This is a genomic window from Actinomadura spongiicola, assembly GCF_003432485.1.
In the GTDB taxonomy this organism is placed as follows: Bacteria; Actinomycetota; Actinomycetes; order Streptosporangiales; family Streptosporangiaceae; genus Spirillospora; species Spirillospora spongiicola.
This window is the reverse complement of the sequence record NZ_QVNQ01000013.1, coordinates 1-13,180: the sequence shown is the minus strand read 5'-3', so window position 1 is coordinate 13,180 and position 13,180 is coordinate 1. Positions and strand designations below refer to the sequence as shown.

Genomic DNA, 13,180 nt, shown 5'->3' with positions numbered 1-13,180 from the left:
GGGAGAGCAGGTCCGGTGCGCTTCATTCCACCCTCGTCACTATGACCAACGTAGGGTTTCGGCCTACGCTAGTTATACTCTGACCGCTGATGAGTGGGTCAGTGCTCCGTTGGAGGTGATGTCATGGCGGACACGACGGTGGGGTTGCCGCCGAAGCTTGCACGGCGCCGTAATGCTGTCCTCCGCCCCCGGGATGCCGCCGATGTCTACGCTCATCCGCGTCCTGAGTTGGCCCGGCTGGCTCGCCGCGGAGCGTTGCGCTCCCTGGCGAGCGGCTACTACATGGTGGTGCCGCAACGACGGCTAGGGGATGTGCGATGGCGACCCGATCTGCACTCCGCGGCGCTAGGGGTGGCGATAGCCGACTACGGACTGGATCACGTGGCGCTGATGGGGACAAGCGCGGCCCGCCATCACGGCGCACTACCCCGCGCCGTCGCTGTCGCCGTGGTCGCCATACCCCGGCAGCGGCCCGCCTTGGACGTTGACATAGGCCAGATCGTGTTCGTCCGGCGGCGGGTGGATCGGCTCGACGTGGAAAGATTCGAGACCGAACTCGCCGTCGGCTGGGTGACGACTGTAGAGCAGACACTGCTCGACGTGGCCGCCCGTCCAACACTGGGCGGACTGACGGAGCAGTCGGCCGCCGAGGCGATCCGAGCCCTTGCAGTGCGAGCGGACTGGGAACGCGTCGCTGAACTAGCCCGGGGCCAGCGCAAGCGGCGCGCCTACGACACAGCCCGTGAACTTAGCGGCCGAGGCCAGCATGCTTGACCCGGACGAGCTCGCTGACGTCGCGGCCGAGTTCGGTGTCGACGATGATCAGGTAAGGCGCGATCACCTCATCAGCCACATATTGCACGCGCTGGCCAACATTCAAGCCGACCAACTACTGTTCTTCGGCGGAACAGCCCTCGCCCGCACACACGTCCTCAACGGTCGTCTGTCAGAAGACATCGATCTCAGCTGTCCCAATCGCGCAGCCACAGCAGCAATCGTGCAACGTGAACTGCCGCGCGCTCTCCGCCGCGAATTCCCCGCCGCAGACTGGGCAGTGCAGCCGGTTGGACTACGGGACATCGAGCCGGCTCTTCTCCAGACCCGCGATGGCCTCCAAGTACGAATCCAACTTCTCTCAGCGGAGCACATGTTCAACTGGCCCGCCGAAACCCGCCCCATCGACGTCCGCTATACAGACGTCCCCGCAATTACGCTTCGGGTACCGACCCTGCCCGCATTCGTTGCCATGAAGACCATCGCCTGGGCAGACCGGCGCGCCGAACGAGACCTTTACGATCTGGACGCCCTCGCAAGGCAGGGAGCGATCAATAAGCAAGCAGCTGACTTGGCTGCTGCCGCTACGGGCGTGCGAGTGGCCCCCCACATGTTCGATCACCCACCTGGTGATCAAAGATGGAGAGAACAACTCGCCCATCAAACTCGCCAACTTCCAGACCCGGCCGAATGCCTAGCCCGAGTCCGGAGAGCCTATAGTTGCGTCACGCAATGGTTCGATCATGAATAGAAAATTGGATAAGGGCCAACCTACTCGGCCATCCCAACCCCTACGATCCACATGAGTATTAATCGCTGGCACCGCTTCGGCCGGCCCATCGCGCTGGAGTCACCACCGGAGCTGGCCTGTCGTCTGGGAGCGAGGAGCGGGCTTCCGACCAGGGGCGGCGTGGAGGATGCGGTGAGCCAGGGCGGTGCGGCGACGGTCGGTGCGGTTGGTAGTCACGGCCCGCTGCACAGCTTCCGGGTGGCCGATGATCATGACGCCCTTTCGGGCTCTGGTGACCGCGGTGTAGAGCAGGTTTCGCTGCAGCAGGATGCCAGCGCTGCTGAGCATGGGCACGATCACGTACGGGTATTCGCTGCCTTGGGAGCGGTGCACGGTGAGTGCGTAGGCGTGTATCAGCTCATCGAGCTCGGTGAACGGGTAGTCGGCCTCATCGCCGTCGGTGAAGGTGACCGTGAAGTGCCCATTCTCGGGGTCGAGGGCGGTGATGGTGCCGCTAGAGCCGTTGAAGATGCCGTCTTCGCCGCGGTCTGGGTTGTTGCGGATCTGCTGCACTCGGTCGTGGAGGCGGAAGGGGATGCCTTCGTAGTAGGCCTCCGGCTTGCCGTCAGAGGGTGGGTTGAGACGCTCTTGGAGCCGCAGGTTCAGGTCGATCACTCCTGCCGCGTCTTTCCGGCGTGGGCACAGGACCTGGATGTCGGATGCCGCGACGCCCAGGTGGCTGGGCATGAGGTCGGCGACGAGTTCCACGACGCGTTCCGCGACGGTCTCAGCGTCGGCCATTTCGCGCAGCCAGAACGAGGCGGGGTCGTCCTGCGGCATCTGGCCGCGCAGTATCTGGTGGGCGTTGGTGACGATGGCGCTTCCGGTGCCATCTTGGCGGAACACCCGGGTCAGCCGGGTTCGGGGAATGTGCTCGACCGCCAGCATGTCGCGTAGGACCAGGCCGGGGCCGACGCTTGGCAGTTGGTCAGTATCGCCGACCAACAGCAGGTGACAGCCATCTCTGATGGCTGCGGCCAGTCGACGGGCCAGGTTGACATCGAGCATCGAGGACTCGTCGATGACGACGAGATCGGCGGACTCCAGTAGTCCTTCGTGGTCAAACAGGGAGTCACCCTGGGCCGGTCTGATCAGGCGGTGGATCGTGGTCGCCGCGAACCCGGTGGTCTCCTCAAGGCGTTTGGCGGCCTTGCCGGTGGGTGCTGCCAGGGCCACTACCGCTTCGACATTGTCGGCGAGTTCCACCAAGGTGCGCAGGGTGTGGGTCTTGCCGCAACCGGGTCCGCCGGTCAGGACCGACAGCGGTCGGGTCAACGCGGTGTGCACGGCCTGCCGTTGTTCGTCGGAAAGCCCTGCGGTCTCCTGGGAGGTCAGAGCGGCGCAGGCCTCGTCCCAGTCGGCCAGTCCCGCGAGCAGGGAGGGAGCTGCCGAGATGCGACGGAGGTGCTCGGCCAGCTTGGTCTCGTCGTAGTGCCACTGCGGCAGCATGACGATCTCGGTGTCGGAGAGTTCGCCGGAGCCGTCCGGCACCGGCAGCGTCTCGCTCACCGCCTCCCCCGCCACGCACAATAGGTCAAGTGCGTGCCGAAGGACGGAGGCGCTAACCAAGTCGGCGGTGGCCGGGTCGTCGTCGGTGAGGAGTTGGCGAGTGCGGGTGAGCAGGACGGATGTCGGCAGATGACAGTCGCCCGTGCGTCCGGCTTGGTCGAGCACGTGGAGAATGGCTGCCTGCAGACGGCTGTCTGAATGTTTGGGCACACCGACCGCCAACGCGATCCGGTCGGCCTGGACGAAGCCCACGCCGCGTACGTCCCGGCACAGGCGGTACGGCGTGGTCTGGACCACCTGCATCGGATCGGCGTCGGTCTTGGTGTAGGTGGTGTAGATCTTCACTGCGAGCGCAGGGGTGATGCCGAGGCTTTGCAAGAAAATTATGATCTTGGCGATCGACTTTTGCTGCTGCCACGCGGCGGTGATCGTCTGGACCCGTTTGGGGCCGATCAAATGGACTTTCAGCAGCCGCTCGGGCTCTTCGTCGATGACCTTCAAAGTGTCGGCGCCAAATACGTTCACGATCGCGCCGGCAAGGACCGGGCCGATCCCGGCGACCATCCCGGACGCAAGGTACAGCCGGATCGCCCGCTCGTCCGCGGGCATAGTCCGCTCGCACTCGGCGACACGGAACTGCCTCCCATACCGCGCATGCCGTACCCAGTGCCCACTCAGCCGCAGGCTCTCCCCAGGACGGACACCGAACAGGGCCTTGCCCATCGCGGTGACCTCTGCCTCACATTCACCCGTGGCCAGCCGCAGCACCGTGCGCTCATCGAAGCTAACGTGCAAGATGTGGTCAACGACCCCCTCCACCGTTTCCCAAGCGGCCATCGTTGGCTCGGACATTGAGCCCCCTTCTTGGGTGCTGGTCTCGTCGAGGCCGTCGTCGGCGCGCCGTTCGGTGGTTGAAAGCCAGGCTGGGCGACCGAGCCGTTGAGGAGGGGAAAATACACGAAACGAATGTGTCCCCATCGAGCGCCGTTTTGGCGGAACCATGGCTCCGGCGGTGGGCCTTGTGTCTAACGTCTCTACTCCACGGGGGAGCTATGGGGGTTGTCCGCCCCCGGCTCTTCTGTTGGCTTCTCCTCTGGTGTTACGGTGCGCCGATATTGCGGGTGGTCGAGGTCCATCTGCTTCGCGGCATGGAGAGGAACGGGGAAACGTGAGCGCCCGTCCCAGAACTGGGCCTGGTGGCAGAGCTTCGCCGTCACGATGGCGAGCGCCTCGGCGGAGACACCCTCGGCGCAAGCGAGCGGGTAGATCTCACTGGCCGTCATGGAATACCAGTTCTCCGGCATCTCGCCCTTGCGGCGTTCTTCCTTCTTCTCTGAAAATACGGATCGCTTGGCGTCCCACCGGGTGTACTTCGCACCCAGTCTGCGCGCATTGCCCCCATCGTACGCGCGCGGAACATTGCAGAAGATCCACACCGGGGAGCCGATGTCAGTGGTGACCTGGTAGAGGGTCGTTGCGGTTTCCTGCTCACTGGGGTCGCGGTCCTTGGCCTTGAAAACCCGGCTGGTACTGACTGGCTGCGGAATTTCCTCGTCGTCGATGTTGATGCGGATGACGGCTTGAGGCCGCTCGTCGCCGTTCAGGGTGATGCCGGGGAGCCAGTAACGGCTCTTGCCGTCCTGGGGCGATCCGCCCTGGTGCACGTTTTGCAACCCGTCCCACATACGGCGTGACGCCTGCTCGTCCACGGTGACGACGTACGGGATGCCGTCCAGGTCTTCGGCGAGGTCCGCGAGGGCACGTTCGACGGTCTCGGCCGCCTCGTCCCAGCGCTGCCGATAGTTCTTTTTGTCGCCGGTGTTCTCCGGGTACGCGCTGGCGTGGAAGGCCGGTTGCGCGAGGCGGTAGGGCTGCCACGTCGGCCGGGTGGAGCTCCAGCCAAGCATGGTCCAGGTCCCATCGACGGCCGTCGGGGGGATGAGGGCTGACGCGGTGATGACCACTTTAGGTTGGCCGAACTCGCCTTTGCGTCTGTTCTGTTGTCTCACATGGATCCCGACATGCGCGATCTGGTCGACCGGATAGCCGCCCTTTTCGGGGCTGAGGGCATTGGCGATGCGATCGTCAATCACACCGAGAGAACGGTAGAGGTCGAGAAGGGCCATCTCGGCAGGGTGATCCTTCTCCTTGGGCTGGATGGGACCCTTCTCGTCCTTGCCTTTGAGGTATTGGGTAGGCACGTCAAGGTCCGCGAGGATCTTTTTGGTTTGCGGTTTGGCGTCGATGTCCTCGGGGCTCGTCTCGTCGTCGGTGTCGTCGGCGGTGGGGATCTCGGTCTCGCACCAGGCTCCGACGAGGACTCCGTTCTGGGACTGGAGCGGCGTCTCGACGGCTTTGAGCGCCTCCTTGCGGCTGCCGGCCGGTCCAGGGATGAGGAAATCCGGAACCCGATGAAACACCGCGGTGATCTGGTCGCTGTGCAGGCTAAGTTCCTCGCCCTCCCGCGGGTCGAGGCCGTCGGGCGGGAGATCGAAGGTCTTGCAGAAGGTGTCGAGCATCCGCAGTCGGGTCTCGTCCTGGTACCACAGGCAGACAAGGCTCAGCTTCTCGAACCCGGCGGCCTTGACGGACGCGAAGATGGATCCCGGAGTGGGGAAGAGGCTGCCCCGCGGCCGGATCGGGCCGAGTGTCTTCGGATCCGGGTGCAGAGCGCGCTCCTCCTTGCGGCGCTCGTACTCCCGATTTGAAATGTTCTCTGGGTCGGTGGGCCGGTGCGGCAGGCTCATGCGCACTTCGCGCATCTCCAGGGGCTCGGCCCGGTCGGCGAAGACCTTGGTGAAGTGCTGGTGCAGCAGCCGCAGGTGCTGCATGCCAGGCCCGACCCCGATGGGGAAGGAGTAATTCTTAGGTAGGACGGGCCAGACCTGCCCGGGGTGCTCGCGAGGGAAGCGGGCAGGTGCCTTGTTCGCCCTCGCGTCGGCGAGAAGCCGCTGCTCGCTTCTCGATCGCTCGTCGATGGTGCGCAAAATGGAGTAGTCCATCTCCAGGCGGCCGAGGGCCTGGAGCGCCAGGCAATTGATGCTGCGGGCACCACCACGTCCGTTAAGAGCGACCTCCAGCAGGGGCCGGTCCGGTCCGGGCTGCTCAGCGATGACCGTGGCCGAGAAGACGAGCGAGGAGGAGATGCGGGTTACCCGGGAGCTCAGGAGCAGAACAGGGCTCGTGATGTTGGGCAGCGTCTTCAGCTTCAACGCGGTTCGGGAGAGGGCGTAGCGGCCCCCTTGTTCGTTCTGCCACGGATCGTCGAAGGCCACGACACCACCTGTGGTGTCGGGCCGCAGGGTGATGGTCCTGCTGTCGGAGATCACCCAAGGCTCGGAGGAGAAGCGCTGGGACAGGTCCCAGGCGACCGTCTTATAGAGCCAGCCGGGGGCGGTGGGCTGGGTGTTGCCGGGCTGAAGGAACGCGGCCAGCAGGTGCCTGTGTTCGGGAGTGTCAGCGATCCGCTTGGCAAGCTCTGGGGGTGCGGTGAGGTCGATCGTGCCGATGTCCTGCCCGAGGGCCAGGTGGTAGGTGAGGGTGAAGACCCGGCGGAGCAGGTTCCCGTTGATCGGGCGGAGCGATGCGAGGAACGGCGCCCGACGGTTCGGATCGAAGTGGACGTAGCCGCCGCCCATCATGCTCAGAACCGTGGTGGCAATGGAATAAGGCGCCTGGGCCGAGTCGTTCTTGAACCTCTTCTTGCACAGGAGGTCGAAGTCGTCCCAGAGTTTCCAGGTCGTCTCATCGAAATGCCGTACGTAGACGGCAGCATCGCCGACCAGCTCAGGGGTGCAGCGGAAGGCGAGGGAGTTGAGGTACTTGCCGGGGACGCGATCCTGCTCGGTCACGTGCCGCCCTCTCTTCTGAGTCTCGTCAGTTGCCCGGTGCCTCGGGCGTATGGGGTTCGATTCCGGCGTAGGCGAGGAAGGCGTTGAGTGCCTCCCCGTACAGGTCGTTCATGCGTTGCCGGGTTTCGGGGGTCCACAGAGAGTGGATTCGTCGCAGGACCGTCTCCAGGTCGGCGCTCCAGGTGTCCTCGTGGAAGGCGTAGTCGACCATGTGGAGCACGGCCTCGGTGCCGCCGCGGCGAGCTCGGCCGGCGAGTTGAATGAGGTCAACGATCATGCCCGCGACCACTTCGTTCTGCAGGGACTTGTGCATGGCCGTGAACTGAGGGGCAGTGCGCAGAAGGAGCGCCAGCCGGTCCAAGGCCGCATCGCTGGCTTCGGCCAGGGCCCGCGACGGGTCCGAAGCGCCGCCCGCCGGCAATGCCCGCAGGCCGGCGGCGTTGATGCTGCCGTACATCTCGGCAGGTTCGCTCAGCAGCGCGAGAGGGCGGACACACAGGTAGACGGATCGGACAGCGGAGCGAGTTCCCTTGACGATGTTGAGCCCACGGGCGATCAGCGGCAGCGGAACGACGAGGATCTTCCCGTGGCGCGGGAAGTCCTCGAATTCCTCGGCGGTTAGGCGTACGGCCACGTTCTCTCTGGGCAATTCAGGATTGCCGCTGTGCCGGTCCTCGGCCCGGACGGCCAGACACAGCCCGCCTTTGTATTTCCCGGCCCTGGTGATGCCGTGGGAAATCCACGAGCACTGCTCGTAGGAGTTGGCGACGACCAGGACATGCGCTCGATCGGGGTCCTTGGCGGCTGTGCGTTCGAGTTCTCGGTGGATGTGCTCGTCGTACAGGTTGCCACCGAGTTCAATGAGAGCGTCCTTCTTGCGGCTGGCGTGGGTGCCCGAGACCACGATGGGCTGGCCGAATAGGGGGTGCCCCTCGCCGTAGTCGATGCGGTGCTTCCTGGCTCGAATGGACTTGGCCTGGGCGTCGGTCATCCACCAGCGCACGGGGGCGTGGAGGTGCTCGCGGACCGCCTGGGGGAAGTAGGCGGTGGCCGACAGCCCCATCACCGGCCGCTCGACGCCTGCCAGGACCAGCGAGACAATGCCGCCCAGTTCGGCGGTGAAGGTGTGCGGATCGCCGGCGATGGTCTGGGAGACCAGGGCCGCGTTCTTCTCCTTGTCGTCGAGTCCAGTGACGCGGTAGCCGGTGATAGAGCGACCCAGCATTCCGAGTGGGAGCACGGAGGAGATGGCGGAGGCCTGCAAGTTCTCTGCGATCTTGTGAGCCGAGCGCAACCCAGAGGAACGGTAGCCGTGGGCCTTCCCCTGAAGGACGGACAGCGCCTCATCCAACTCGATCATGACGGTGCGGGTGACGAGCAGGTTGATGGCCTGTGCGCGCTTATGCGGATCTTTGATCCGCTCTTCGAGGAGCCGGTGCAGTTCGATCTTGACCGTGTCCAGTAGGTGCTCGCCGCGTGGCGTCACGAGCGCGCTGAGTGCGTCCCTGACGCAGTGCCAGTCGGGTTCGGGCAGGCTCGCCTGACCGGTGAGCGGATCGTGGCGCTGATAGCGGGCCGGCATGAGGGCATTGAGTTGCTGAAAGATCTCGGTGGGGATGTCCGTCCCATCGCCCGCATCGGCTTCCGGCCACAACAGCCGAAGGAGGGTGCGGTCCCGTCCACGCGCCAAGTGCCAGCGGGTGCTCGTCTGGTCCGGGATGCGTTCCTGGGCCCGGGCGTCCTCCGATGCGTGCAGGCTGAGTGCGTTCTTGCAGATACTCAGCAGCAGGAATTCGGCCATGAGCCGGACATGGTTGACGGCGGGCAGGAGGTTGTGCTCGTCGTCGATACGCAGCCGCTTGGAGTCGGTGTCCACCTCTTGAGGCGCGGCCGACCAGTGTCGACGAGAGTGCAGGACGATCTCGGAGGCGCACTTGTCGACAGCTCGGGATTGAAACTGGTCCACCTCATCGACGATGACCGTGTGGCAGGTCCGCAGCGCGAACTCGGCCGCGGTCATGCCACGCACGGGTCGACCGTCGAGGTTGATGCCGATTCGCAGGTTGCCCTGCATGAACGCGTAGTGGTTCATGATGATGACGTTGGCGTCGGCCGCCTCGTAGACCGGAGCGTACTTCTCGCAGGTCGGAATCCAAGGGCAGGCGGCTGCCCCCACGCTCTGTCCATGCAGTGAGAGGCAGGGCTCCCGGCCCGGCGGGTAGTCACCAGTGCTTTCCAGGAACGTCTTCTGGGCGCATCCGTACGCCAGGGGATCGATGTCCCGTTCGGCGCGTTCGCCCCACTCGCCGGGCGCGTCCGCGGACTCATTGATCAGCGAGACGAGTTTGAGTGCGCGATCATGCATCCCCGAGGAAGACATCAGGTGCGCACAGGCGGGCTCGTGCTCGATATGCCCGGCGCGGTGCAGGTGGGCCAGGTCCTCCCGGACGTTCCAGGTCATCGCCAGGCAAGCCTTGATGTCGGGCAGGACGATCGCGACACGCAGGCTGTGGGCGGCGAACCACACGGCCATCACGCGGACAAGGACGCTTTTGCCAGTGCCGGTCGGTGCGTTGAAGATCTCCAATCCGCCGGCGGTCAGCGTCAGCGCCTCCGCCGGGGACACGGTGTCCGTGGTCTGCAGCAAGTCGAAGAGTTGCCCGAGGATACGGTGCAGGTAGCGCCCGTCCTCTGGAAAGCGCTCGTCGATGAGCTTCGCGAGGGCGAGCAGTTCCTCCGTGGGAATGCGCAGGTCGGCCTGGTACGGAACCGTCGAGACGTGTGGGAGGTGCTCGTGGCTGAGCGCCTCGGTGAACTGGGGGTAGGTGGGGATGGTCAGTCGTCCGTGGACCTGTCCCACATCCTTGACGAAGATCTCCCCGGTGCGCCACGTCCCTGGACCGGCGAATGGTGGCGGCTTGGGCCGAGCGCTGGGGCGACGGAAGCGGGCGGTCATCCGATCGACGTAGCCGAGCAGATCGCCCCCGAGCCTGGGGAACGCGGCATCAGCCGTGAAGGGGTTCTCCCCGACGAGTTCGAAGGCCGCCAGAACAGATGGGGCACCCGAATCGGCCGCGTCCAGCCGAGCCAGCAGTGAGCGAGCCGCCACCGAGAACTTTCGAACGTCGACGAGTTCGTCGGGAGCGATGGAACAGACCAACGCGATCCGCTGCTTCTCCTCGTGAGACAGTTCTCCCCACTTGTCCCAGGCCCGGTACTTCCCAGAAAGGAGGAACGCCGCCTGGGCGAACGGCGCGGCGCTACGGGAGTCACCGTCAACGGTCAGAGGGAAGTAGTGGGCGGCGAGGGCCAGGGCGGTATAGACCGCGGTCTCCGGAATCCGCATGTCACTCATGTCCAGCTCACCCCGGCTTTCTCACACACCATCTCGCCGAACGCGGATGCCGTGGCCACTCGCATGTCGTACTTCTCGCAGACCCCCGAAAGCAGGTGCACCTGGCCGGCCCGGTAGTCCGGCACCACGAGCCAGTCGGCTCCGCCGCGGTCGCCTTCCTGGGCATGGATGAGCTTCGCCAGTGTCGGTGCCGAGGTGTAGTCCTTGACATCGACCTTGAGCCGCGTCTTCTTGCCCCGCTTCGCACTTATCTCGACGAGCAGGTCGTAGGCGTCCAGCCCTGGCCACAGTGAGACCCTCAGCCCTCGTTCGGCCAGCCGATCGTGCAGGTCCAGTTCTGGCAGGCCGGGAATGGTTGTATAGCGCCAGATTCCCCGACTGAGGGCCTTGTGGCCCTTGGCAGGAACAGCCTGTGGAACATCTCCGAGGTCCGGAGAGAGGATGGCCTCGCGGCCGCTTGGGCGAGGCGGCGAGGGTTCGGGCAGCAGGTCCGGTGCGCTGGCGTCGGTCGGCAATCGGAACAGGTATGAGGCTCCCATGTCCGCGTGGGGCGTGTGCCAACAACGTGCGACTCCCACAGCGGTTCCCGCGTTCTTCCGTACGACGATCCGCATGGGCCACTTGCAGATCGGACACGGGTACCACCAGCCCTGGTACAGGGAGTCATAGGGAATCTCCCGGTAGAAGTCCGCGACCAGTGGGGGCAGTCGAAGCTCGCACAAGTCATCCACGGGCCCTGCGGGGCAGCGGATCAGGTCCGTGCGCCCAGCCTCGTACACGCGCTGCTCGCCCTGCTTGCGCAGCAGTGTGAAGGCCGTCTCCTGATCGATTTCCGACTGGAGCTCCCGGTCGTTTACCGTACCCGCGAACGTATCGAGCTTGCGGAGCGTGTGCAGCAGCATCCGCTGCTCAAGATCCAGATCAAAGGCGTCCTCGGTGATCTGCCCGTCTCGGTCGACGACCATCATCCCGTCTAGATCCAGTGGGGTCACCCCCTCAGGCAGCAGGGCAGCCAAATCCCCTTTGAGTGCCTTCCGGAACTCGCCGAACTGCAGGCGGGGGCTATCCGGTCCGCGTGCCGCGTTCATCGTGCCGTGGCATTCCATCAGTGTTTCCAGGCGCCGCTGCGGGCTCAACCCGGGGGCGGTCATCGCCTTGGCCGCGCGCAGCGCAGCCCGGGTCACCAGGTAGCGGACCCGGACGTCATCAAGCGTCTTGGCGCCTTCGTCCGATGAACTGGTCACGGCTTACGAGCGTAGAGGGCGCCTCTGACAAACCGCGCCCGGAACGAAAATGGTGACAATTATGTCGTTTAGGCGGCGGGAGTACCAATTTCCGTGGTATCGACGTTTGGATAGAGTTCTCGGTAGATGTCGAGGTATTCGATCACGTGGCGCCGCCCCAGACGAGTCAACCGCCAACGGTACTCAGCGACATGGGTCCCCTCGGGCGCCATCACGGGCACCGAGTCGACCAGGCCGCGGCTCGGCCGCCCCCCGGCCTTGCTCCGGTAACCCACGCCGATGAAGAACAGCGAGCGGCCGGCCAGCTGATCGTCCTCCAACCCGGCGGGCTCAGCGGCAGCGACACGCGCCACGACCCCCCAGAGCCACTCCGACAGCAAATGGGTCGCCGGGTCCGGCTCACCCGGTTCGTCGAGCCCCGCCTGGGCGGCCGCACGACCACGTCGGCTGAGCTGAACGAGCACCCGTCCGACCTCTCCGATGGCGGGATGCTCGACCGAATCCTCGGTGATCACCAGCAGGCCCCGTCGTTCCAGCGCGTGCACCGTTTGCCCGGCACCCGGGTCATGGACACCTTTCTGACGCAACCGCTCCTGCAACCGGGTGTATCCCACCGCGGAGGGCGCTGCCTTGAAGGCCAACGGCAGTCTGCGCCACTCCGCGGCCCGAGGAACGGGCAGCCTCTGGACCCGGCGCATCCACATCTCGGTCTCCGTCATGCGATCGTCCCGCATGATCTCACCCAGATAGACCTGCTGACGCTCGTTCAAGGACTCCCATGTCGCCATCGCGGCTTTGGAAGGCTCGTGCCTGCGCTTGTTGGCCAGTGCTGGGGCCGGCTCATGTGGCCGCGTACGCATCCATGCGTCCATGACCATGCGAACCGGAACCCCGTAAGCCTTGGCAAAAGGGGCGAGAAGGCGCCCCGTCGCCTCGGGCTCCTGCCAGCGACGTCCACGGACCGGTTGGCCGCTCTCCAACGCTGAGATCTTGGGCGCCGAGACAGCCATTTCCCGACCGATCGGCGACGCCCGTAGCAGTTCAGCGGCCCGTTCCAAGGTCAGCCCCGCCGCGTATCTCAGGTCAACCAAGGTCTCCTGGCCTCGGGGAATGCCCGTCAGTCCCTCAAGATCACAACCTAGCGCTGCGGCCAGTTGCTCCAGACGCGACGGTGTTGGGGTATGTCTGCCCTCCTCGTAGAAAGAGATCATTCTGGGCGAAACTCCGACTCTCGCGGCCAAGGCCGCACGGGTAAGCCCCAGCTCCACGCGCCGGGCCGCCAGCCGCGATGGGTCGATCATGCGCAATGGAAGAGGCATAACCTCATACAAAGTGAAGGAAGACTTCAGTTCAAGTCACGCTGCACCCTGTGGAGAACTCCGGCGAGCTGACCGAGTTGCGCCAGAAGGTCCGAAGGCTCTGCGTCGAGGTCGAGAGCGTGGCCGAGGATCTCGATTCCGGAGCGGCGGACGATGTGCCGGGCGGGGGTCTCGTTGCCTTTGGCGTAGACCAGGTGGCCGACCGGGAGGCCTAGGTCCTGTTTAGAAAGTCCTGGTTCGGGCGGCATGTCGCGCCTGGATACGAGTGAGGTCTCCGGTAGATGGATCAACGACCAAGAAGACCATCACCACCGGAGACCTCGTGCCCAGCGTACCGA

General features: G+C 65.1%; 8 protein-coding genes. 3 read left to right on the top strand and 5 right to left on the bottom strand.

Going from position 1 to position 13,180, the window contains the following annotated elements; genetic code table 11:
* Positions 1 to 123: 123 nt before the first annotated feature.
* The gene (locus D0T12_RS31220) at positions 124 to 774 is read left to right on the top strand and encodes a type IV toxin-antitoxin system AbiEi family antitoxin domain-containing protein (RefSeq protein WP_117404214.1); all 651 of its coding nucleotides are present in this window, start codon (positions 124 to 126) and stop codon (positions 772 to 774) included.
* On the top strand, positions 743 to 1,525 hold the full coding sequence (locus tag D0T12_RS31215; RefSeq protein ID WP_158581690.1) for a nucleotidyl transferase AbiEii/AbiGii toxin family protein: 783 nt from the start codon (positions 743 to 745) through the stop codon (positions 1,523 to 1,525). Before D0T12_RS31220 ends, D0T12_RS31215 begins: the two co-directional genes overlap by 32 nt.
* A gap of 99 nt (positions 1,526 to 1,624) precedes the next feature.
* Here D0T12_RS31215 and recD2 read toward each other — a convergent pair whose 3' ends face one another.
* From recD2 to D0T12_RS31190, 5 genes are all read right to left on the bottom strand, one after another.
* Positions 1,625 to 3,925 (bottom strand): SF1B family DNA helicase RecD2, encoded by a 2,301-nt coding sequence (gene recD2 / locus D0T12_RS31210; protein ID WP_158581689.1) that lies wholly within the window; start codon positions 3,923 to 3,925, stop codon positions 1,625 to 1,627.
* A gap of 182 nt (positions 3,926 to 4,107) precedes the next feature.
* Positions 4,108 to 6,924 carry an RNaseH domain-containing protein gene (locus D0T12_RS35660; RefSeq protein WP_158581688.1) on the bottom strand — a complete coding sequence of 939 codons (2,817 nt, stop codon included), beginning with the start codon at positions 6,922 to 6,924 and terminating at the stop codon, positions 4,108 to 4,110.
* A 25-nt stretch (positions 6,925 to 6,949) separates the two neighbouring features.
* Positions 6,950 to 10,279, bottom strand: a complete 3,330-nt coding sequence (locus tag D0T12_RS31200; protein WP_117404208.1) for a hypothetical protein — start codon at positions 10,277 to 10,279, stop codon at positions 6,950 to 6,952.
* The gene (locus D0T12_RS31195; RefSeq protein ID WP_117404206.1) at positions 10,276 to 11,523 is read right to left on the bottom strand and encodes a restriction endonuclease-related protein; all 1,248 of its coding nucleotides are present in this window, start codon (positions 11,521 to 11,523) and stop codon (positions 10,276 to 10,278) included. Before D0T12_RS31195 ends, D0T12_RS31200 begins: the two co-directional genes overlap by 4 nt.
* Positions 11,524 to 11,591: 68 nt before the next feature.
* Positions 11,592 to 12,824 (bottom strand): transcriptional regulator, encoded by a 1,233-nt coding sequence (locus D0T12_RS31190; protein ID WP_233526417.1) that lies wholly within the window; start codon positions 12,822 to 12,824, stop codon positions 11,592 to 11,594.
* Positions 12,825 to 12,892: 68 nt separating this feature from the next.
* Between D0T12_RS31190 and D0T12_RS35655 the strand changes: the two genes are divergently transcribed.
* Positions 12,893 to 13,057 carry a hypothetical protein gene (locus D0T12_RS35655; protein ID WP_158581687.1) on the top strand — a complete coding sequence of 55 codons (165 nt, stop codon included), beginning with the start codon at positions 12,893 to 12,895 and terminating at the stop codon, positions 13,055 to 13,057.
* Positions 13,058 to 13,180: the final 123 nt, after the last annotated feature.